This is a genomic window from Leptolyngbya sp. AN10 (assembly GCF_050565645.1).
In the GTDB taxonomy this organism is placed as follows: Bacteria; Cyanobacteriota; Cyanobacteriia; order Leptolyngbyales; family Leptolyngbyaceae; genus Leptolyngbya.
Window position 1 is genome coordinate 233,371 of sequence record NZ_JBNXVP010000003.1, and the last position, 20,686, is coordinate 254,056.

The window sequence follows — 20,686 nt, forward strand, 5'->3', positions numbered from 1 at the left end:
GGATTCACTTGTGAGGCGTATCTCCCGTCCCGTATGATACAGATAAGGCTTTTGTTCGTTGACTTCTGGAGAGAGAGTTAAACATGGCAGGTACTACTGGTGAGCGCCCGTTTGGGGACATTGTTACAAGCATTCGCTATTGGATTATTCACAGCATCACGATTCCTGCATTGTTTATTGCAGGTTGGTTGTTTGTGAGCACTGGATTGGCTTACGACGTGTTCGGAACCCCTCGTCCGAATGAATACTATCCGACTGCACGCCAAGAACAATTGCCGATCGTGAGCAATCGTTCTGAAGCGAAACAACAAGTGGATAAGTTTACTTCCGAGATTGGCAAGTAGTTTTACGAGGTTAACAAACAATGACAAGCAACACTCCGAACGAACCGATTTCATATCCGATTTTTACTGTCCGCTGGTTGGCTGTGCATACTTTGGCGGTTCCGGCGATCTTTTTCATTGGCGCGATCGCATCAATGCAATTTATTCAACGATAGGAGCTTGAATCATGGCTGGCATTAAAGGTTCTTCAAACCCAAACAAGCAGCCCGTTGAACTCAACCGGACTTCGCTGTATTTGGGTCTTTTGCTGATTTTCACGCTGGGAATTTTGTTCTCTAGCTACTTCTTTAACTAAGGTTCGATTGTTCAGCTTGCGTATTTTAGGAGGATAGGACTGTGCAGACTGGTGGAAGAATTCCTTTGTGGTTAGTGGCAACGGTCGCTGGCTTGGGCGCGATCGGTGTATTGGGACTGTTCTTTTACGGTTCTTATACGAGTGTGGGTTCGTCGCTGTAAGCCGAACTTTACAGATGAAGAAAGCCGCCTAATGCAAGATTGGGCGGCTTTTAGTTTTGCTAATGCGTTTGGAACTAGAGGCTTAGATGCCTGTTGGATCTTCGCGTTCGATGTACAAGAACAGCAAGCCCATGACGACCGTGGGAAGTAACCAGGTGACAACGGGAATGAGAATCCAGGGCAGATATGAAGCTGCGTATGAACCTGTCATAAGAAAAGTTTCCTATTCGTTAGATGATTCCATTTGTGAATGTACCTGTGAACGGTGACACGGATCTGAGGTTTCTCAAGATTCTTAACATTTCGAGGGGTACGGATATCTCAAAAACGTCTGTAATCTTGCACACTAAAACCATCGATCAACGGTAATGCAAGACCACATCCCCAACGTTTCAGTGATGGACCTTCTTTCGGAAACCAATCGATCGACCAATCTTGCCAAGGAATCTCTAAGGGTTCTTGCAGAACATAGACCGTTCCTGCTGGAACCGCGTACCGTCCTCGCGACAGTCGTTTTGGCTGATGGGCAGAACGCACTTTGTTTCCTTGTTCATCGAGTCGATCGCCTAATCGATATAAGCTCTGATGTTCTTATCGTACCTTCTGCGCTAGGATTTGTTTCGCAAAGTTGTCTGCTCGAACTGTGAACACTGATGCTCCCCTTGCTGCTCGAATGCGCCCCAGGACGATCGATGAATTCGTGGGGCAAAGTGCGATCGTCGGTCATGGACGCTTATTACGTCGCGCGATTCAAGCGGATCAACTCTCTTCACTGATTTTCTATGGTCCACCTGGAACCGGAAAGACGACTTTAGCTCAAATCATCGCCAACACAACACAAGCTCATTTCATTGCGATTAATGCAGTTTTGGCTGGAATTAAAGATATCCGAGATGCGATCGCAGTGGCTCAGGAACACAGACAACACTCGAATCAGCGAACGATTCTATTCGTCGATGAAGTGCATCGATTTAACAAATCACAACAAGATGCACTGTTACCTTGGGTTGAAAATGGTACGGTGATTCTGATTGGTGCAACGACTGAGAATCCTTATTTTGAGGTGAACAAAGCGTTGGTTAGTCGATCGCGATTGTTCCAACTTAAGCCTTTAGTTGCTGAAGACTTAAAGCAAGTTCTTGAACAAGCCTTGCACGACTCAGAACGGGGTTATGGAACGCGGAACATTCAGATCGATTCAGACGCGATCGAGCATTTGATCAATGTTGCGAATGGGGATGCGCGATCGTTGTTAAATGCGTTGGAACTTGCGGTTGAAACGACACCACCGGATAAAGGAACAATTCGGATTACTTTGGCGATCGCAGAAGAATCGATTCAACAAAGAGCCGTTCTCTATGACAAAGAAGGCGATGTTCATTTCGATATCATTAGTGCTTTTATTAAAAGCTTGCGAGGATCTGATCCGGATGCAGCACTCTATTGGTTAGCACGAATGGTTTATGCAGGTGAAGATCCGCGTTTTATCTTTCGACGGATGCTGATTCTAGCAGGTGAAGATGTTGGACTGGCTGATCCGAATGCGATCGTCGTTGTGAATGCTTGCGCTGCGGCGTTCGATCGAGTAGGAATGCCTGAAGGACGTTATCCACTCGCACAGGCAGCCCTCTATCTTGCAACTGCACCAAAATCGAACAGTGTGATGGGCTTTTTTGATGCGCTGTCTGCGATTGAGCGGGAACGTGAGTCGGAAGTTCCCTTGCATCTGCGCGATCCGAATCGCGATCGAGAAGGCTTTGGACATGGTGCAGGCTATCTCTATCCTCATGCCTATCGAGAACATTGGGTTGCACAGCAATATCTACCCAGTAGCTTACAGGGACAAATGTTTTATCAACCGTCAGAGCAAGGATTTGAAGCGACCATTCGAGACAAAGTACAGCGCGATCGAGAAGCGCAATTGGCAGCTTTCGTCGATGAACTGTCTGAACAATTAACGATGAGTCCAGCAAACTCTAGTGTCGATCGCTGGTTAGCTCGTTCTCTGAGTCAAGTCGGAGAAAAGCTGGGTACAGTTCGCGATCGCATTTTCACGCTGGCACAACCGCAACGACATCATCTCATTCTTGATCTCAATGCAGGGAGTGGGTTACTAACTTGGGAAGCGACTCGCCAAGTGCCTGAAGGTGGAGTGTATAGCTACGTCCGAACCGAGAAAGAATTCGCTGCGTTGAATGAGCAAATTCAATCATTGCCAGAATTGCGTCGTCCGATCGTGGTTCAAGATTTACCTCGATCGCTAAAGTTCGATCGCATTCTTGGACGCAATGCGCTTTATGCTGAATCTGATAAAGCCAGCATAATTCAATTGTTAGCAACATTACTTAGTTCAGAGGGTCGAATTGTTCTAGCAGAGTCGCTTTCGAGTGCTGCACAGCGATTGTATCGACTTGCTGATCCAAATTGGGTGAAGCCGAAATTATACGATCGTTGGAAACAAGCAGAAGAAGCAATCTATTCTGCTTCAGATAATCCAAAACTGAATTGGACAGTTCAAGACTTGCAGCAGTATTTTGAACAGGCAGTCTTTGAGGTTGAGATCGAGACTGAAGATAATCAAACCGAGATGTATTTGTCGCAATCATTGTTCGATCGATGGTTTACTCAAAATGTCGATCGAACAACTTACGTAGACCAACTATCGCAGCATCTAACAGCCGCAGAGATTACTCAAATTCAGCAACTTTTCTCAACTCATCTACTCAATCGAACTGTACTTTGGAACAGTAGTACGGTTTGGATTCAAGGAACGCTCTTTTGACTATTTTGGTTTGCGCTTTGATTTAGGAGGTGTACGATGTTCTCCAAAGTATTTCTCACTCCGGTAACGTAGCCAAACCCGTAACTCTTGTGGAATCTGATCTTTTTGCTCTTTTGTCAGAGTGTTATAAAGTGCTAGTGCCCGTTCTCGCTCTCCGCGACACGCAGCATTTTTGTGAGCATCCCAATAGCTTCGAGCCACTCGAATCCGCCGACAGACTTCCTTGATCAGTGCCTCTCCAGATAAAGGCTCCTCTTGCTTTGCCATACTTCGATCATTAGGTTTCACCCTCCATCTTAGAGCACGTTTGAAAAGTATAAAAAGCTTCCTCGCTTCGTTCCATCTCGCCCCGGACTGGAAGTCGGGGCTAACGCTGCGAAGTCCTCTTAGAGGACTGAAGACCATATCTAGTCCGGGTATTAGTCCCCTTCAGTGGACTTCGTTCTATTAGCCCCGACTTCCAGTCCGGGGGCGGGTGATGCAATAAACGGTACTTCTCAAACACCCTCTTAATGCCATAAGAAAAGGCTTGCACCATCCCTCATGCAAGCCTCGATCGATCTGGAGCGAACACAGCAACTAACGTTCTACAGTGGGTCTTCCCTGAGTGTTAATGTCCAGCTCTTCCCGCCGAATCGTTTCTTCTGTCGTGACAGTATCTTGCTCCACTTCTTTTCTCACCCGAACCTCTTCGCGGACAAAGGCTTCCTTGCGAATGTCAGGCGTTTCTTCGTACAGATCCACATGCGCGACTTGTTGATCATGAAAAGCTTCGTTCGCGTTCACAGCAGAGGCTTGAGTTGGCGCACTCCGCTCAATCACCACGCGCTCCTTCTCCACCGGAACAGTCGCACGAGCAGTCACAGTTTCAACATGCTTACCGATCGAGACTTCTCCGGTTTTCTGACGTTTTTTATCTGCTAGCAACCGTTCTTCGTAGAGCTTCAATCCTTGGTGATTACGATCGCTTAAATCATACAAATCCGCATCTTGCTCGTATCGGTAATTGTCTTGAGTTCGAGCAGGTTGATTGGAAATGGAAGCGACACCCGCAGGACGATAGACATTGCGAACTTGCTCTTCGTAGTTGTAATCAACTTTATCCAGTTCATCAAAGTTCGGCAGATCTTCGACTTGCTGTTTGGTCATAGTGTTGGCATAGATGCGCTTGTCATCGTAGTCAATGCTACTAAGACCAACCGGAAGCAGAACTCTCTTACCAAAGACCCAGAAGCCAGTATCCACGACGAAGTAGCGAATTCTTCCATCTGCGGTATCCACTAAGATATCGGACACGGAGCCAACTTTGTCATTCCCATCAGCATAGACGCTGAACTGTTTCAGATTATCGATGTCAAAGCTGCTATCCGATGTGTCGCGATAGTTTGAATAGAGTTCATCAAATTTCATGAGTGCCATGTTCTTTTCCTCCAATGTTAAAAATGTCTGGTCTGCAACCTTACAAGGTGCGTTGCACTATCTTTAGTGTTCAAACCAAATGTGACTGAGATGTGACAAGCTCAAAAAAATCGCAAATTAACCATCAAAACTCAATAGATTTAGATGATTTGCATCCGTCACAAATTCCTGTGCTGCGATCAATGCGGCAATGCTCCAGGTTTGGTATAATCGCGCCTCTTTTCCAATCAAGCGACCCGATCGACCATCGTAATATTCTGGATAGCAATCGTGACTGAGCCGCTGTTCTGCAAGCTCGATCGCACGTTTCGCCAAATCCATTCGACCTGTTTTCTGAGCCGCTGCCACGAACGCCCAGAGCAAAACTGCCCAATTGCCGCCATTGTGATAAGACCAAGGCGAATTTTTGGGATCACAGCCTGTCGTTACACGCCATTCTTCACCCACGATCGCGGGATAGCAAATTTTCACAGGCATGTAGCCGATCAGATCTTGCCAGCGATGCTCGAATAAATTCATGATGCTTTGGGCTTCTTGCTCACTTGCAAGCGAAAATACGATCGACAATAGATTCCCATAAGCGAAGAAGCGAAAATCAATCCGTCCAGGTCCCAAATTTCCCGCCAAATATCCACCTGTATCGGGCAACCAATCTGTAAGCCATGTTGGAATCGACTCTGGATAGATATTGAACTTGTTCGCAATGTTCTCGCCGTACTGATCCACTTCAAATCGATAGATCTGATTTAGCCGCTCTAAATCTATCCAATAGTACTCGCGGACATGATAGTGCAGTGTTTCCAACCGATGATCGACTGCTTTGAGATAGCGTTCTTCTTCAGGTAAAAGATATTCTTGTGCTACTCGTAGCCCAGCATAGAACAATACCTGAATTTCGAGCGGATGACCATACACGCCCATACGTCGATCGATCATAAACGCTCCATCAGGTACAAGCAGCGTCGGAAATAATGAGAACCGATTTGCAAAGCAGACATCAAGAATCAGCTTGATTCCGGTTTGAAATTCAGGCTGATTCGCAAGATCGCGATCGCTTGTTGCTCTAATGTATGCCCGAAGTAAGATCAGCCACCAGAAACAAGCATCAACCGGGGGAACTCTTGCGATCGCGGCTTCTCCAAAATCTGCTTCTAACCGTTCTTGTCCGTTTTCATGAACGACTTTAAAGCTTGCAGGCATCAACCCTGCCTCGACTTCAAAGCAATCCATTGTTTTCGACTGGCTCTGAAGATGCAGCGCTTCGATCAGAAAGTTCCGAACAATGTCTGTCTTTCCTTGCATCAAAAATACTAATGCAGCGGGCACAAAATCGCGAACAAAACATTGATCATAGTTCAGGGCTTCAACGCTCGGATCTTGTGCCGCGATCGTGCCAATCGGTTGATCTCGATAGTACAGGATTGACTGTTCGAGAAGTTTGCTCGTTTCGTCGAGAATGGTTTGTTGCATAGCGACCTGGGACAGCACAATCTATAGATTTACATTGGGCGGGAGAATGATGCGATCGACAATATGCACGACTCCATTTGCTCCTAATAAGTCTGGTTGAATGACTTGAGCATCATTGATTCGGACTTGCTGCCCATCGATTTGGAGGTTCACCGGGCTACCTGCTTGAGTTTGAATTTGACCGGATTGTAGTTGGCTTGCGGTTAAGCTACCCGGAACAACGTGATTGGTTAGAATTTGGCGCAACAAGGCTCGATTTTCATCACGAAGTAATCGTTCGCGGGTTGCAGCAGGAATCGCAGCGAAGGCTTGATCTGAAGGTGCAAAAATCGTGTAAGGACCTCCTTGCTCCAATGTGTCGCCCAAATCGGCTTCATCAATCACATTAGATAAGGTGCTTAGCGAAGGATTGTTTTCGATGAGGTCTGCTACGCTCTGAGCATTAGCGGGAGTTTGAGCATTGGGAGCGGGAGAAACCGGAGTGGTTGCTTCTGGGGCAGGTTGGGTTGTCGTTGGAGCTTGTGCCGTTGGTTGAGAAGTACAAGCAGCAGCGATCGGTAATAAGATTGCACTCAGAGCAATTCCTGTGATAGTTCTTTTCATGATAAATCTCCAAAAAATGAGTTTGTGAATTTTGGTTTGATCGTTTACCTGCCATCCCGCCCGGAAATAAATCTCCGGGCTAATTGAGGGAACCCCTCTGAAGAGGGCTAAGATTGCGATCTGAGGGGGCTTCAGCCTCCTTTCTTCCATTAGCCCGGAGCGTTTACCTCCGGGCGGACTCAATCGCAGCGACAGTTCCTCGTCAACATAAAATTTGGATACAGTAGTGAATCTACTGTTTTAAGTTTGCAGGCACGTTTTCTGGAACTGTCCAGTAATAGATTGTTCGTCCATCGACGTTCTCGACCCGTTCAGGCTTCCAGTCGCCCATATCAAACGCATGAGAGACAATCCGCGTTCCAGGTCTCAGTTCACTCAATAGCTTAGGACGCAGGCGCAAATTAACATCAGGCAAAAGATAGAGTGTGACAACCGTTGCCTCTCTCAAGTCAGTTTGGAACAAGTCCTGCTGGCGAAATTCAACGCGATCGGTAACATTTGCCTGCTGTGCATTCTGATTGGCTTCCTGCACTCGCACCGGATTGATATCCACGCCGACCGCTCTTTTTGCATTAAATTGCCGAACAGCAGCAATTGGAATTCGACCATCTCCACTGCCCAGATCGTAAACTACATCATTGCTGTTTACCTTGGCAATTTGCAGCATTCGATCGACCACTGCTTCAGGAGTTGGAACATAAGGAACATCTGGAGCACGTTCAGGGGCTTGAGTTTGGGTTTGCGCCGCTGATGGACTGGTTTGAGCATCCGCTTGAAAGTCTCGCTGTTGAGTACAACCGACTCCAACTCCAGCAATACTCGCACTAACAACTAAACCCGTAATTAAACGCTTGAATTGCATATTTCTAACTCCTACGTGAACGTTGAGACCAATACATAAACGGAATTCCTAGTGCAACCACAATCACACCCGCGATCGCACTAATTCCCGTGTAAACCAAGCTGGAATACAGCAGATAACCACAAACCGCACAAAACAATAGCGGTGTAATCGGGTAAAACGGAACTTGAAAGGGACGCAACCGATAGGGTTCTCGAATTCTCAGCAAAATGAGCGAGATACCACTCAATAGAAAGAAGAACCAAAACACCGGAGCCGTATAATCGACCATTGCTTCAAAACCATTGCGGGTCAGCGTTCCCATCAGAATCAGGAGAAGCGCGATCGCACTTTGAACAATGAAGCCAGTCATCGGCGTTCCAGATTGAGTCCGCCAGCGTCCTAAGAATTGAAACAAAGGAACATCTTGTCCAAACGCATAGTTTGTTCTAGCTCCAGTAAAAATCGACGCATTCAATGAACCTAAAGCGGTTGCAGCAATCAATACACTGATTAGAACGGCTCCCGGTTCTCCAAGTGCTTGCCGCATTAGATCCGCAGCGATCGCCTTTGATTGCGCCATTCCAGACAGACCCAATCCTCGGAGATAAGCAACATTGATCAACAAATACAATGCGGTGATGATGCCAATACTCCAAAGCAGCGATCGCACAATATTCCGACGAGGATGGCGAATTTCAGCGGAGATATAAGCTGCTTCGTTCCAACCACCATAAGATAGTAGAACAAACAGCAAGGCTGAACCCCAATGATTCGAGGTCGGAATCGCTTGCATAGCTTGATTGGGAGACGCAAACAGCAAGCCCAATACAATCACAGCAAGCAGTCCTACAATCGTAATTACTGTGAGTAAGTTTTGAATTTGTTTGCCTTGTCGAATGCCAACAAGATTAAAACTGGTCAGAAGCGCGATCGCACTCACCGCATAGATCGAATTAGAAAACGCTCCGAGAGGCAACAATTGAGAACCATAATCGCCAAACACAAAAGCGAGTAACGCAATTGATCCGGTTTGAACCACAGTCATTCGTGCCCAAGCAAATAGGAATGCTACCTGCTGTCCAAAGGCTCGTTTGAGGTATTCATAGTTCCCGCCAACGTGCGGATAAGTCGTCGCGAGTTCGGCATAGCATAAGGCTCCACTAAAAGAAACAACGCCACCAATGATCCAGATCAAAATGACCATTGAAGAATTGCTGCTATTTGCTGCGACCAGGGCAGGGGTTTCAAAAATTCCTGCTCCGATCACAACACCGACAATAATTGCGATCGCATCTGTTAATGATAAGAGTGGCTGTTTTAGCACCGGGTTACTGATATTCGCTCCACTCGGAATGTCCAATTTCGTCACGATCGCACCTCAAACAGGATTCAGGGAAAAGGGATTGCTAATAACTCCACTTGAATTCGCTTCTGTGATTGTTTCTAGAATCGAAGACAAATGTGACGTGAAAATGACAAATTCCATTTCCAAATCCAAATACCTCTCTAGACTGATTCTCATTGAGGCAGTGTGATTTGAAAAATCGAACCTTGCCCTAGTTGACTTTGTACTGTGAGCGTACCACCATGTGCAGCAATAATTTGCTGTGTGATTGCGAGTCCTAATCCAGTTCCGCCCGTTTCTTTGCAGCGAGATGTATTTACTCGGTAAAATCGCTCAAAGATATGCGGTAAATCCGTTTCCGAGATTCCAATTCCAGTATCTTCAACTTGAACGATCGCTTGTCGAAAATGAGTGAACAGTCGCACTGTTACGCTTCCACCTGGAGGAGTATACTTGCAAGCATTGATAATTAGATTTACAATCGCTTGCTGCAAAAGTTCTCGATCGACCTTCACAATCACCGCGTGTTTTGGAAGTTCAAGATTTAGTGAGATGAATTGAGCAGCGGTTTGAATTGTCGATCGACTAACCAATTTTTGCAATTCAGCTACTAGATCAACCGATTGCAGAGTATCTGAAGAGAGCCGACCAGAGCGACGAGCCAAAAAGAGCAAATTATTGATTAAAATCGACATTGATTTTGCAATTTCAGCAATTTTTTCTAACCGCTGATGCTTGCGTTCTGTAGCACTTTGTGGGGCAAGAATTCCAACTTGAGCATTACTCAAAATCGCTGCTAGGGGCGTTCTCAATTCATGAGAAGCATCGGCTGTAAAGCGTTCCAAATGAGCATAAGCCTCTTGAATCGGTCTCATTGCTAGTCCACCTAAAGCCCATCCTGCAACAGCAATGACAATCAGTGCAATTAACACACAAATCAAAGTCAACCATAAATCCTGCTGTAATTCTTGCTTGACTTGAGTGAGCGGGATAGCAATTTGCAGATATCCAATGCGTTGTCCCCGAAGTTGTACAGGCATTGTGACTTGCCGGACTAGAATCGGTTGATTTTCTAAAACGCCTGCCCCGATCGTGAGTGTTTGAAACTCTGGTACATCTTTTAGAGGGTCAGTCGTTGCCGTTCCAAAGAACTGTCGTAGTCTGCCATCTGGACTGTACCAACGAGCATAGACAGCATCGCTATTCACCGGAATCGGTAAATCACCCAGATAAGGAACATTGCTTAAATCGAGGCGAGATTGTCGATCGTACTGCACCGTTGCAGCCATCAATTGCGCTTTTTTGTAGAGTAACTGATCGACACTTCGCAATCGCTCGATCGCGCTGAGATAGTATTGCACCCCTGCAAACGTAATCAAAATACTGCCCATCGAAAGCGTGAACCAACCAGCAAGATTCTGACGACTGCGAGTAAACATAGAAACTACGATTTAGCAATCAAACGATATCCCATGCCATAAACGGTTTCAAGCCACTCTGCTGCATTGAGCACTTCTAACCGCTGTCGTAATCGTCTTACTAATGCTGTAATTGCATTACTTTCTGGCTCATCACCCCACTCCCACAAAGCTTGTTCTAACTGGTCACGGCTTACCACTTGGCGCGGATGACGCAATAGATATTCCAACAGTTGAAACTCACGAGTCGATAGCTGAATCGATGTTTCTCCCCGCCCTACAATCAGCGTGGTTAAGTTCAGCACTAAATCTTCAAGCTGCAAACTTTCCTCCTGCCAGAGCGGAGAGCGTCGTCCTAATGCTCGAACTCGTGCCAGTAGTTCAAACACGTCCACAGGCTTCACTAAGTAGTCATCGGCTCCCGCATCTAGCCCGGTGATTTTATCGATCGTTGTATCTCTTGCCGTCAGGATCAGAACTGGGGAAGTCTTCCCTGATTTCCGATAGTTCCGACAGAGATCAATGCCACTCAACTCTGGTAGCATCCAATCGAGGATCAATAGATCATATTGTCGCTGTGACAATACCCACTGAGCGAGTTCACCATTCTGAATCGCATCAACAATATGTCCCACCTCTGACAATGCAGCATGAAGCGGCTCAAGTTGTTCAGGATCGTCTTCGACCAATAGAATTCGCATGATTGCTCAACTAGATTTTCCATCTCTCAAAATAGAGTGATCTTTATCAATGAACGTCCTGCTTGCGTAGGATTTCAAACGGATTGGTAAACAGTACGATCGAGCCGAAATTAGCAAGAGAATTTATGCAGCGACTTTATCGCATCTTCCAGACGGTTGAATTAAATCGAGTAAAGTTTTGGCTGCCCCTTCCCTTAGTCGGCATCTCGATTTGGTTTGGGGGAAGTGCGATCGCACGTCAGGTTCTACACACATCTTATACCAGTCCAAACCAACTCCAAGCCGATACGCAACTCGAAATGAAGCTTTCAGTTGCAGTACTTGTGATCAATGCGGAGATAAATCAGCGTCAAAATACGACTGAGGTTTCAATTAAAACGACCGATTCTAATTTGAAGAAGCTAGAGTACGAATTTCCTGTCACCGAACCGAGAAAGATCGAAGATGCGATCGCGCAGGAGATCGGCTTGCCCGTCCAAGAAGTCAGAAAACTCGTCCGCTATCGAATCATAGATTAATCAACCGAAGTCAAAGCGCGATCAGCGATCGATAAAATCTTCCGCTTCATTCCCGTCAAGTTATCAAACCGAATTGCCAAGGTCGCTTTACTTCCTGTGCCAAAGATATTGGTAATTTCTCCAATTCCAAACTGACTGTGCATGACTCGATCGCCCACACTCCAATCAGTGTCCGCATTTTGAACGACAGGAGCAGCAGGCTTGGTTGTAAACTTCTTAGGAATCGATGATTTCATGTTGCTTTCCAACAACTCTTTCGGCATCTCACCTAAGAACAGTGAAGGACTAGCAGGTTCGCGATTTCCATACAAACGGCGTTCACGAGCGTAAGAGATAAACAAACGTTCTTGGGCGCGAGTAATGCCAACATAACATAGACGGCGCTCTTCCTCGATCGCAGCGGGATCATCCAGCGATCGATAGCTCGGAAATAGTCCCTGCTCCAAACCCACTAAGAACACCACTGGAAACTCTAAGCCTTTCGAGGAGTGCAATGTCATCAGGGAAACCTTACTCGATTCCTCTTCTACATCATCCAAATCCGAAGCCAAAGACGCATTTGCAAGGAAACCAATCAAGCTCTTATCATCTTCGCTTTCTTCCTCGAATTGCAGCACAGCATTGTACAACTCTTGTACGTTCTGTAAGCGATCTTCGGCTTCATCTGTGCCCTGAGCTTTTAGATCAGCAATGTAGCCAGAATCTTCTAAAACACCTTGTACCAGTTCAGAAGCGCTAATCGCGTCAATCTGCGATCGCCATTTCTTGATAATGTTCGCAAACTGAATCACCCCTTTTGAAGACCGTCCTGCCAACGTCTTGATCGAGGTGTCATCGCTGAGAATATCCCAGAGCGGCACACCGAGTTCAGTAGCGGCTTTTTGAAGACCGTCGATCGTGGTTTTTCCCACTCCCCGACGCGGCGTATTGATCACCCGTAAGAGACTGAGCGTATCGGCAGGATTCGCGATCGCTCTCAAGTAAGCCAAAACATCTTTAATTTCTTTCCGGTCATAGAATCGCAAACCGCCCACGACTTTGTAAGGCACGCCCCAACGAACTAGAATTTCTTCAAATGCCCGCGATTGAGCATTCGTCCGATACAAGATTGCAAATTTGCCCCAATGCAAATCAGAGTTCATCGACTCTAATCGGCGCATTTGTTGGATAACAAATTCTGCTTCTTCAATCTCATCTTGAGCGCGATAACAGAAGTTTGGTTCGCCATTTCCGCGAGTCGGCTTGAGGATTTTATCGATACGCTCGGTATTATTTTCGATGAGTTCATTCGCGAGTTGGAGAATGTTTTCTGTCGATCGATAGTTCTCTTCTAATTTCACCATCGTCCGCGTATCATCATCCGACAATCCATCGCCAAAGTCCTGTTGGAATCCCATCAAAATAGTGAAATCTGCCATTCGGAATGAGTAGATAGAATTGTGAACCAGCATTCCATCTGCAACGTAAGTATGAGCAGTATCTACCTCCAAGTCATACACATCCCCGTCATACTCCACTTGGGTCACTTCATCGATCGTTGCCTCCTGAAGTTGTCCATCTACCGAAATCAAAACTTTCATGCCGGGATGGAGATGTGACAAGGGCATAAAGTCATACACAACTCCACTCACTAACGCTCGTCGTCGGATTTCGAGACCGCCTGCTTCAGAAATAGTGTGTGCCATTGAAATTGCTTCGCGATACGAAACCCGCGCAGTTTCTAACCGATAGCTCCCAGATTTCTTACCAGGTCTCACCCGAAATCCTGCCGATTTTAATCTTTCTGCAATATCAACTCGCTCCGTCGTATTCCATTGCAGTCGGTGATAACTTGCAGACAGACAACGCTCTGTTCGAGGAGTGCCAAACATCACGAGATTTAGCGTTTGACGGCGTAGTCCATTCTGGGGACGATAATGCGGAAATTCTGGATGCAGCCAGAGATCCTGCATTAATCGATTCGCATTCGTGATCGTATCGATCTCTTGATAAAGCCGAAAAATCCATTCCTCGTTCATGCGTAACTGGCGATCATCCCCGTGAAACAGAACCATCGGGAGACCGTACTGCGCGGCGAAGTAGGCTTCGTAAAATCTGGCTTCCTCGTAGGAAGAAGTTACCTTGAGAATCCAAATTTTATCGGCGTGTTCTTGAGCCACACGCACCTTGAACCCCAGTTCGTCTTCACCCCGATGATTTTGCCGCAAGCTCTGAGTTAGCCCAACCCGATAGCCACGATCGGCTCGATACATCAAGTAAACGTAGTACCCATCGCGATAAGGTGTATTTCTAGCCAGCACAATATGATGAGGCGTTCCTCGTAAGACACGATCGCTAACTCGAATTTGCCACATTGATCCGCGATAATACCCTCGCTTGACATGGCGAACAATATGTGAATTCAAGGAAGTTTGACCGCTTGGAGATAAGACTTCATCCCCGATTTTGATCTGGTCGATCGAGGTCGTTCCATGCGGCGTTAAAATTTGCGTTTCGGGTGGCAAGCACTGATCGGCATCGCCCACTACGAATACAGATCGATGTTCCCACTCATCAAATCGACTTGCTGATTCTCCATTCGTTACTAATAGCTGAATCAGATCATATTGAGTCCGATTCGTATCTTGATATTCGTCTACGAGAATGTGTCTGAATCGCTTGTGCCAATAGGCTCGAATCTGCTCATTCTGCCGAAATAGCTGAACAGGAATCCAGATCAAATCATCGAAATCAACCGCATTATTTTCAGCGAGTTTATCTTGATAAACGCTGTAAACGTTCGCAATCACTTTTCCTCTAAAATTCGATTGCTCTTTCTCGTAATCTCGTGGGGAAAGTCCTTTATTCTTCGCATTACTAATTGCAAATCGAACCGATCGCGGATCGAACTTTTTCTCATCAATATTCAACTGATTAATGATGATATCCTTCACCAAGCTTTGAGCATCCGACTCATCAAAAATCGAGAACGATCGAGTCCATTTCCGTCCCTTTTCGTCCTGAAATTTCTCGATATCAAAGCGCAAAATTCGACAACAGAGCGCGTGAAAGGTTCCAATCCAGAGATCCTTCGTAATTGTCTTGTAAATGTGCGATCGTAGTTTCGTCTGAACATGACCCGGCAACGATTCCAACGGCTTCCCATGTTCGCTCAATGCCTGCTGTTCCGCAAACAATCGCTCAATCCGATCTTTCATCTCCCTAGCGGCTTTGTTCGTGAATGTCACCGCCAAGATATTCTCTGGATCAACCCGATGCTTCAGCACCAGATTGGCGATGCGATACGTCAATGCCCTAGTCTTTCCTGAACCCGCACCAGCAATCACCAGCAACGGACCACAAAAATGCTGGACGGCTTGTTTTTGAGACGGATTAAGATGGCTCAGAAAATCAACAGTCATAAGAGATACGATCGACTCCATAGATAGGGTATCTTATCGCAGCTTGGAGCGTGGCGAAAAATTAGTACGTATCACCGCCCCAACTCACCGAACTTTCTACCATAAGACACAAGAATTCTTTACAAATTCGGATTAATTTATGAGGTCCCTTTTCAACGTTGGATAAGTTGCGTCCTTCATTTCTCAGAGATCGACTTACTTGGCTGACTTATGCGCTGGCGGCTTTCTTTTCGTATCTCCAAGCCGCGATCGGTCCACTCATGCTGTTTCTGCGAAATGAATTGCAGATTAGTTATACGATCGCAGGTCTTCATTTTAGTGCTTTTGCTCTAGGGTTGATTCTGGCGGGATTCATCAGTGTTCGGATTACTCAAAGCTTGGGGCGAAAAGGGGTCTTATGGGGTAGTGCTGCGGGAATGGCGATCGCGGCTGGACTATTAGCCCTGAGTTATCAAGTTTCTCTGACGATCGCCAGCACATTTCTGATGGGATTGCTGGGTGCTTTGCTGCAAATTACGATTCAAGCCATTATTTCCGATTGGCATTTAACTGATCGTGCGATCGCGTTTACTGAAATGAATGTTGCCGCCAGCCTAAGTGCAAGTTTAGTTCCTTTATTGATTGGCAGCTTTTCTCAAACTGCTTTAGGATGGCGAAGCGCTTTATGGGTTGCTGCGATCGCGCTTATTTTCATTTTTTGGCAAGGTCAAAGAATTGCAATTCCTAATCTTGAAACTATCGCAGACAAAACATCAACAAATCAGAAATTGCCGTTTTCATTTTGGCTGTATTGGACTGTCATGTTCTTTGGCGTATCGATCGAATACTGCCTATTTTATTGGGGAGCAGATTTTCTAGAATCCGTTGTGGGATTAATCAGAAGTGATGCCGCTAGTACAATGAGCCTGTATGTTCTTTCGGGATTTATTGGGCGAATTGTTGGAAGTCGTCTCACGCGCACTATCAAGAGCGAATCCTTGTTGTTAAGTGCGATCGCAATTTCCGCGATCGGTTTTCCATTGTTCTGGCTTGCTTCAATTCCTTCACTCAGTATCTTAGGGTTACTCATTGCCGGATTTGGTGTCGCAAACTTCTATCCATTGATTCTTTCTGCTGCAATCAGTACAGTTCCAAATCAATCTGATGCAGCAACCGCTCGGTTGTCGATCGCAACTGGAACCGCTGTGTTTACTGCTCCATTCCTATTAGGCTGGATTGCTGACCAGATTACTCTTAGACGCGCATTTGGGTTAGTGATTGTATTGTTAATTACGATCGCGTTTATTTCACAATTTGCCAATCATTCAAATCGCCATCGATAATAGGAAAAAACAATACAGGTCAATCGCGATGCTGACTGATCCTTATCCAGCGACAGGAAAGACAGGATTCGTTCCAGTTGCCACGCGATGAATTATTGAACGTTCTAATGCTTGGATGGAACGGTGCAAGAGTCTGGTGAAGAACTTTGAGCGTACTTTGGATCATGCGAGGGCAAAGATCAATCTCTGCTTTATCTGGTTGATGCTAAAGCGCTTGGCGAAAGCATAAGATCCCAAATGGATTCTATAGAATTGGCGGAATCTTGCGGAGCAAAGTTGAAGGAATCCTATTTTCGTTACGATCGCAGCAAAGAAGCGGAGTGAGCAAACACGGCAGCTTGAGTACGATCGCGTAAATTCAATCGACCCAAGATGCTCGTCACATGGTTCTTCACGGTTTTCTCAGTAATGCACAAGATCTCCGCAATCTCATGGTTACTTGCTCCTGTTGCAATCAAGCTGAGGACTTCGCGTTCTCGTGGTGTGAGCAGCGCTAAACTCTCAGACTGCGGTGAAGCATGAGACTGAGGCGGCGAGTAGGACACCACTTTTTTCATCAATCCCGGTGCAAGCTGGGTGTACCCTTTGTGAGCAGAACGGAGAGCGGTTGCTAAATCTTCCGCAGGCGTATCCTTGAGCAGATAGCCGATCGCCCCATGTTGAATCGCCTGAGCAACATAGGCATCATCATCGAAGGTCGTGAAGATGACGACTTTGATTTGAGGATCGCGATCGCAGATAATTTGAGTTGCAGTTACGCCATCCATCACAGGCATCCGCACATCCATCAGAATCAGATCTGGCTGAAGCTGCCCTGCTTGATCAACGGCTTGCTGCCCATTTTCGGCTTCTCCGACCACTTGAAAGTCTGGTTGCATCTCCAACAGTCGGCGCAATCCCTGACGCAGAATGATTTGATCTTCAACTAAGAGGAGGCGAATCATAGGAGAACTTGAGGGAGAGGAAACATCGCGCACACTTTGCAGCCTGCTCCCGGAGCGCTGATAATTTGGAATGTTCCGCCTAAGCTTTCGGCGCGTTCTTGCATTCCTCGTAATCCGAATCCGGTCGCATTTTGCTCGATCTGGAACCCTCGACCATTATCCTCGATTTGAAGCGAAAGCACACAACTTTTTGCGGTGGGTTCTAGCTTTAAGCTAATGCTGACTTGAGTGGCTTCACTGTATTTCTGAATGTTAGTGAATGCCTCTTCGACAATGCGGTAAGCAGCGATTTGAATGCTAGTGGGAACTGCTGTTCGTAGTTCTATTTTGACCGTTGGAATTAAGCCTGTAGCGCGATCGAAGTTTTGAACGAGGGTCGCGATCGCTTCCTCTAGCGATCGACCTTCCATCGGATCAGAGCGCAGTAATCGAATCGATTGCCGGAGTTCGTTTAGCGCCTCTGAAGAGATTTGGCGGCTTTGGTCGAGAAATAGTTTGGCTTCTTGCGGATTCGCCTCTAAGGAAAGTGCAGCATTTTGCAGCAAGACATTCTGTGTGGTCAATAGATGCCCTAGAGAATCATGAATGTCTCGCGCAATTCGGGTGCGTTCTTGCAGCGTCGCTTGATCTTCAATCTGAATTGAGTATTGATAGAGTTGTTCGTGCGCCTGTGCCAGCTTGCGTCGTCCATTGCGCTCATTCACGACTGAATTGACGAGAAGCAGCACAAAGAGCAGAATTAGCCCAAATGAAAGCAAGCTATCTGTTAAGAAGAACAGAATAAAATCTTGCAAATATCCAAAGAACTGATTCACCTGCTCTGGACTAAATTCAACATTGATGCGTGCGCCACCGTTGGGTAGAAACGTTAGCCAGCGTTCAGCAAATGTTATTTCGCCCCTGTTTCGGATGGCTGGATGCAGAACAATCCAAATCAGTAAGAACGGAAACAAAGTGATTGGGTAGATGCACCACATTAGACCTGCCATAATCCAGCGATCGCGCTTGCCAAACATCAAACAACTGCGGAGTAGCACAGTCAGCAGTAGCGGTGAGAGGGATTCAAGTCCCCAGCCTTGGATGGTTGCGATCGCACCGATGAGAAGTAATGCGATCGAGGTATAGATCCACTTGCCGAGTCGGGTTGTGGGCAGTCCGAATCCCATTAATCCAAACGCCACTAAGAGACTCAAAATCGCGATCGTATCTGTTGGCTTGATGCTAACTTGCACAAAGTAGTCCGACCCATTCCAGAACGATGGCTTCCCCCAAGTGTAGGTTTTCCCATCCCAAAGCGCAGGCTGCAACCAAGTCGGAAAGCCGAAGATTTTGAACGAGGAGAGTCCAAGCAGAATCCACTCTAAATACAACAACAGCCGAAAGGGATGCGGTTGTAAGTGCAGCCAAGATTTGATCACAGAAAGTCGCTTGAGCATCGGAGTCGAAGTGGAGAACTTGCCCTTCTTGTATCACATTCCCGATTATTTGTGCTTGGGACTCTAGTCCTAGATTGCGATCGCGTCTAGGACTGTAGACCTATGAGCAAAATAGGACTTGCGCCTCATGTGGTTTGCGCTTACTCGATCGTAGATTTGAGTTGTTCTGATGTCAAAGGATCAATCACAGTGAAAACATGGACTCTGGTGCTGCTACTTATCGCCATCTAATCTGGATACCCATGTCAGCAATTGAGTCATGTTCCTTGGATTGACCGAATCGCGTTCTCTTGTTTTGTTGTTTCCGTCAAGGGAAGGGAATGCTGCAAACCTACTTAAACTCAGGAAATACGACGATGTTGAAATCTCTGTTATCAATTTCGCTAGTTGCCGCAACCACAGTTACATTGATCAACTTCCCTATTGCCAAGGCTACCGCAAACTCGCGCGAAACTTGCAGTCAAAACAGCGAAAGCGATGGACAGTTCTATAGGGATACAGGAGTTACAGCTTTGACCCGCGAAGGAGCAATTAGTAGGCTCCGCAGAGCAGAGTTCCATTTTGCTTGTTCAAAGAATGAGGAGAAGTTAGCTGAAGTACGCACGATTTTGGGGAATGTGAATCAAATTGATTTTGCTAAAAATCGGCGCGTTCGTTTAGAACAGTTGAGGGCATTTATGGCAGCAGTAAAAGAGGCTGGACATGAACATGCCATTCCTGACATCCAAGCGCGAATCAAGGCGATTGAGAGCTTGCGGGACTAACCATTTCATCTAGTTTGAATCATGATCCTCAATGGGATCAGGTTGAATTACTATCTCTACTGTTGCTGTTGTTCTTTCCAATCATCGGTTAAGAGACCAGAAAAGCCCCAGTTTTCCTCAGCGATCTCCTGGATAACAATGTGGGTATGCTCTGGTTTCTTGCCCAGAATGCGAACGAGTGAAGCAGTCGAGCAAGTCAGGACTTCAGCCTCATGCCTGATCTGTCTTCGCTGCTTACAGTAGAACTATCCAAAACAAGGAGATATCTATGAATCGTAGATTACGGATTGCAGTGATGGGAACTATCTTAGTCACTAGCATGACGGTTCCTAATGTGGTGATGGCTCGATCGGTGAATCGCGATTCGCCTAATAATTGGCGCACCAACTCCATCATCAATTTTCAAGAAACGCTGATTCCACGGGGCACACGCATTGCCGTTCAGTATGACAAAGATCAAATTTTTGTCGCACCTTCAGAACGTTTACCCCTCACTTTAACTGTTCGCGATAATGTAGTTCGCAACAATCGCGTTGTGATTCCCGCAGGCACTCGAATCGAAGGAGAATTACGCCCCTCTGGCGATGGGAGTCGATTTGTGACTCGAACGATCGTATTTCAAAATGGTCAACGATTCGCGATTAATGCTCGTTCTCCGATCGTGACTCGTCGAGAAACAGTACGCCAAAATCCCAGACTGGGCAGAGTGTTGACGGGTGCAGGCATTGGAGCGGCAGCAGCAGCGATTTTGGCAGGGATTACGGGCGATCGTAAGATCGATGCCCTAGAAGTTCTTGGGGGAGCCGCGATCGGGGGTGCAGGTAGTTTTGCGATCGGTCGAAATCAAGCTGAGGTGATTTCGATTCGACCGAATGAAGATTTAACGCTCGAACTTCGCTCTGATTTGGCACTTCGTTGA

General features: G+C 46.4%; 23 protein-coding genes. 9 read left to right on the top strand and 14 right to left on the bottom strand.

The features are described from left to right. The first annotated feature begins 83 nt into the window (after positions 1-83). From psbE to ACQ4M5_RS05910, 4 genes are read left to right on the top strand one after another with little or no spacing between them, the layout of a single operon-like run. On the top strand, positions 84-344 hold the full coding sequence (psbE, locus tag ACQ4M5_RS05895) for a cytochrome b559 subunit alpha (RefSeq protein ID WP_068387018.1): 261 nt from the start codon (positions 84-86) through the stop codon (positions 342-344). A gap of 20 nt (positions 345-364) precedes the next feature. Beyond that, a complete protein-coding gene (psbF, locus tag ACQ4M5_RS05900; protein WP_058999377.1) occupies positions 365-499 on the top strand; it encodes a cytochrome b559 subunit beta in 135 nt (44 codons plus the stop codon). Positions 500-510: 11 nt separating this feature from the next. After that, positions 511-639 carry a photosystem II reaction center protein L gene (locus ACQ4M5_RS05905; RefSeq protein ID WP_430674685.1) on the top strand — a complete coding sequence of 43 codons (129 nt, stop codon included), beginning with the start codon at positions 511-513 and terminating at the stop codon, positions 637-639. A 41-nt stretch (positions 640-680) separates the two neighbouring features. Further along, positions 681-800 carry a photosystem II reaction center protein J gene (locus ACQ4M5_RS05910; protein WP_068387016.1) on the top strand — a complete coding sequence of 40 codons (120 nt, stop codon included), beginning with the start codon at positions 681-683 and terminating at the stop codon, positions 798-800. A gap of 82 nt (positions 801-882) precedes the next feature. Here ACQ4M5_RS05910 and ACQ4M5_RS05915 read toward each other — a convergent pair whose 3' ends face one another. After that, a complete protein-coding gene (locus ACQ4M5_RS05915; RefSeq protein ID WP_430674686.1) occupies positions 883-1,011 on the bottom strand; it encodes a photosystem I reaction center subunit VIII in 129 nt (42 codons plus the stop codon). A gap of 110 nt (positions 1,012-1,121) precedes the next feature. Beyond that, the gene (locus tag ACQ4M5_RS05920) at positions 1,122-1,337 is read right to left on the bottom strand and encodes a hypothetical protein (RefSeq protein ID WP_430674687.1); all 216 of its coding nucleotides are present in this window, start codon (positions 1,335-1,337) and stop codon (positions 1,122-1,124) included. Between the two features lie 91 nt (positions 1,338-1,428). On the opposite strand from ACQ4M5_RS05920, the gene ACQ4M5_RS05925 reads away from it, so the two are divergent. Then, entirely contained in the window at positions 1,429-3,582 is a 2,154-nt protein-coding gene (locus tag ACQ4M5_RS05925; protein WP_430674688.1) for an AAA family ATPase, read from the top strand. Here the strand turns inward: ACQ4M5_RS05925 and ACQ4M5_RS05930 are convergent, their stop codons facing one another. The 8 genes from ACQ4M5_RS05930 to rppA all read right to left on the bottom strand — a co-directional run bounded on the left by ACQ4M5_RS05930 (position 3,583) and on the right by rppA (position 11,382). Continuing rightward, positions 3,583-3,849: a Precorrin-3B methylase gene (locus ACQ4M5_RS05930; protein ID WP_430674689.1), complete on the bottom strand. Its 267-nt coding sequence runs from the start codon at positions 3,847-3,849 to the stop codon at positions 3,583-3,585. It abuts the gene before it with no gap. 312 nt (positions 3,850-4,161) lie between these two features. Then, positions 4,162-5,001 carry a DUF2382 domain-containing protein gene (locus ACQ4M5_RS05935; protein WP_430674690.1) on the bottom strand — a complete coding sequence of 280 codons (840 nt, stop codon included), beginning with the start codon at positions 4,999-5,001 and terminating at the stop codon, positions 4,162-4,164. Positions 5,002-5,118: 117 nt separating this feature from the next. Beyond that, complete coding sequence (locus tag ACQ4M5_RS05940) at positions 5,119-6,471, bottom strand: glycoside hydrolase 100 family protein (protein ID WP_430674691.1); 1,353 nt, start codon at positions 6,469-6,471, stop codon at positions 5,119-5,121. A 21-nt stretch (positions 6,472-6,492) separates the two neighbouring features. Then, complete coding sequence (locus tag ACQ4M5_RS05945; protein WP_430674692.1) at positions 6,493-7,074, bottom strand: fasciclin domain-containing protein; 582 nt, start codon at positions 7,072-7,074, stop codon at positions 6,493-6,495. Between the two features lie 232 nt (positions 7,075-7,306). Further along, complete coding sequence (locus ACQ4M5_RS05950) at positions 7,307-7,936, bottom strand: SAM-dependent methyltransferase (RefSeq protein WP_430674693.1); 630 nt, start codon at positions 7,934-7,936, stop codon at positions 7,307-7,309. A gap of 4 nt (positions 7,937-7,940) precedes the next feature. Next, positions 7,941-9,287: an APC family permease gene (locus ACQ4M5_RS05955; RefSeq protein ID WP_430674694.1), complete on the bottom strand. Its 1,347-nt coding sequence runs from the start codon at positions 9,285-9,287 to the stop codon at positions 7,941-7,943. A gap of 149 nt (positions 9,288-9,436) precedes the next feature. Beyond that, a complete protein-coding gene (locus ACQ4M5_RS05960; RefSeq protein WP_430674695.1) occupies positions 9,437-10,702 on the bottom strand; it encodes a sensor histidine kinase in 1,266 nt (421 codons plus the stop codon). A 5-nt stretch (positions 10,703-10,707) separates the two neighbouring features. After that, positions 10,708-11,382 carry a two-component system response regulator RppA gene (gene rppA, locus ACQ4M5_RS05965; RefSeq protein ID WP_430674696.1) on the bottom strand — a complete coding sequence of 225 codons (675 nt, stop codon included), beginning with the start codon at positions 11,380-11,382 and terminating at the stop codon, positions 10,708-10,710. 62 nt (positions 11,383-11,444) lie between these two features. Here rppA and ACQ4M5_RS05970 point away from each other — a divergent pair, with 62 nt between their 5' ends. Beyond that, positions 11,445-11,900, top strand: coding sequence for a hypothetical protein (locus tag ACQ4M5_RS05970; protein ID WP_430674697.1), 456 nt, complete (start codon positions 11,445-11,447; stop codon positions 11,898-11,900). Here the strand turns inward: ACQ4M5_RS05970 and ACQ4M5_RS05975 are convergent. Continuing rightward, positions 11,897-15,301 (bottom strand): UvrD-helicase domain-containing protein, encoded by a 3,405-nt coding sequence (locus ACQ4M5_RS05975; protein ID WP_430674698.1) that lies wholly within the window; start codon positions 15,299-15,301, stop codon positions 11,897-11,899. The two genes, ACQ4M5_RS05970 and ACQ4M5_RS05975, sit on opposite strands and share 4 nt — an antisense overlap. 158 nt (positions 15,302-15,459) lie before the next feature. Here ACQ4M5_RS05975 and ACQ4M5_RS05980 point away from each other — a divergent pair, with 158 nt between their 5' ends. Continuing rightward, positions 15,460-16,623, top strand: a complete 1,164-nt coding sequence (locus tag ACQ4M5_RS05980; protein WP_430674699.1) for an MFS transporter — start codon at positions 15,460-15,462, stop codon at positions 16,621-16,623. Positions 16,624-16,919: 296 nt separating this feature from the next. Here ACQ4M5_RS05980 and ACQ4M5_RS05985 read toward each other — a convergent pair whose 3' ends face one another. Together ACQ4M5_RS05985 and ACQ4M5_RS05990 are read right to left on the bottom strand one after the other, a co-directional pair. After that, on the bottom strand, positions 16,920-17,567 hold the full coding sequence (locus ACQ4M5_RS05985) for a response regulator (protein WP_430674700.1): 648 nt from the start codon (positions 17,565-17,567) through the stop codon (positions 16,920-16,922). After that, positions 17,564-19,003 carry a sensor histidine kinase gene (locus ACQ4M5_RS05990; RefSeq protein ID WP_430674701.1) on the bottom strand — a complete coding sequence of 480 codons (1,440 nt, stop codon included), beginning with the start codon at positions 19,001-19,003 and terminating at the stop codon, positions 17,564-17,566. Before ACQ4M5_RS05990 ends, ACQ4M5_RS05985 begins: the two co-directional genes overlap by 4 nt. A gap of 356 nt (positions 19,004-19,359) precedes the next feature. Between ACQ4M5_RS05990 and ACQ4M5_RS05995 the strand changes: the two genes are divergently transcribed. Continuing rightward, positions 19,360-19,767 carry a hypothetical protein gene (locus ACQ4M5_RS05995; RefSeq protein WP_430674702.1) on the top strand — a complete coding sequence of 136 codons (408 nt, stop codon included), beginning with the start codon at positions 19,360-19,362 and terminating at the stop codon, positions 19,765-19,767. Between the two features lie 56 nt (positions 19,768-19,823). On the opposite strand, the gene ACQ4M5_RS06000 is transcribed toward ACQ4M5_RS05995, so the two are convergent. Then, positions 19,824-19,988: a tautomerase family protein gene (locus tag ACQ4M5_RS06000; protein ID WP_430674801.1), complete on the bottom strand. Its 165-nt coding sequence runs from the start codon at positions 19,986-19,988 to the stop codon at positions 19,824-19,826. A gap of 47 nt (positions 19,989-20,035) precedes the next feature. Here ACQ4M5_RS06000 and ACQ4M5_RS06005 point away from each other — a divergent pair, with 47 nt between their 5' ends. Next, on the top strand, positions 20,036-20,686 hold the full coding sequence (locus tag ACQ4M5_RS06005) for a hypothetical protein (RefSeq protein WP_430674703.1): 651 nt from the start codon (positions 20,036-20,038) through the stop codon (positions 20,684-20,686).

What these genes read in the sequence shown, in the direction of transcription:
- ACQ4M5_RS05985 (WP_430674700.1), bottom strand. Translation starts at nt 17,567, where the DNA reads ATGATTCGCCTCCTCTTAGTTGAAGATCAAATCATTCTGCGTCAGGGA.
- ACQ4M5_RS05945 (WP_430674692.1), bottom strand. Translation starts at nt 7,074, where the DNA reads ATGAAAAGAACTATCACAGGAATTGCTCTGAGTGCAATCTTATTACCG.
- ACQ4M5_RS05930 (WP_430674689.1), bottom strand. Translation starts at nt 3,849, where the DNA reads ATGGCAAAGCAAGAGGAGCCTTTATCTGGAGAGGCACTGATCAAGGAA.
- psbF (WP_058999377.1), top strand. Translation starts at nt 365, where the DNA reads ATGACAAGCAACACTCCGAACGAACCGATTTCATATCCGATTTTTACT.
- ACQ4M5_RS05975 (WP_430674698.1), bottom strand. Translation starts at nt 15,301, where the DNA reads ATGACTGTTGATTTTCTGAGCCATCTTAATCCGTCTCAAAAACAAGCC.
- psbE (WP_068387018.1), top strand. Translation starts at nt 84, where the DNA reads ATGGCAGGTACTACTGGTGAGCGCCCGTTTGGGGACATTGTTACAAGC.
- ACQ4M5_RS06005 (WP_430674703.1), top strand. Translation starts at nt 20,036, where the DNA reads ATGAATCGTAGATTACGGATTGCAGTGATGGGAACTATCTTAGTCACT.
- ACQ4M5_RS05960 (WP_430674695.1), bottom strand. Translation starts at nt 10,702, where the DNA reads ATGTTTACTCGCAGTCGTCAGAATCTTGCTGGTTGGTTCACGCTTTCG.
- ACQ4M5_RS05990 (WP_430674701.1), bottom strand. Translation starts at nt 19,003, where the DNA reads ATGCTCAAGCGACTTTCTGTGATCAAATCTTGGCTGCACTTACAACCG.
- ACQ4M5_RS05950 (WP_430674693.1), bottom strand. Translation starts at nt 7,936, where the DNA reads ATGCAATTCAAGCGTTTAATTACGGGTTTAGTTGTTAGTGCGAGTATT.
- ACQ4M5_RS05935 (WP_430674690.1), bottom strand. Translation starts at nt 5,001, where the DNA reads ATGGCACTCATGAAATTTGATGAACTCTATTCAAACTATCGCGACACA.
- ACQ4M5_RS05940 (WP_430674691.1), bottom strand. Translation starts at nt 6,471, where the DNA reads ATGCAACAAACCATTCTCGACGAAACGAGCAAACTTCTCGAACAGTCA.
- ACQ4M5_RS05995 (WP_430674702.1), top strand. Translation starts at nt 19,360, where the DNA reads ATGTTGAAATCTCTGTTATCAATTTCGCTAGTTGCCGCAACCACAGTT.
- ACQ4M5_RS05905 (WP_430674685.1), top strand. Translation starts at nt 511, where the DNA reads ATGGCTGGCATTAAAGGTTCTTCAAACCCAAACAAGCAGCCCGTTGAA.
- ACQ4M5_RS05915 (WP_430674686.1), bottom strand. Translation starts at nt 1,011, where the DNA reads ATGACAGGTTCATACGCAGCTTCATATCTGCCCTGGATTCTCATTCCC.
- rppA (WP_430674696.1), bottom strand. Translation starts at nt 11,382, where the DNA reads ATGCGAATTCTATTGGTCGAAGACGATCCTGAACAACTTGAGCCGCTT.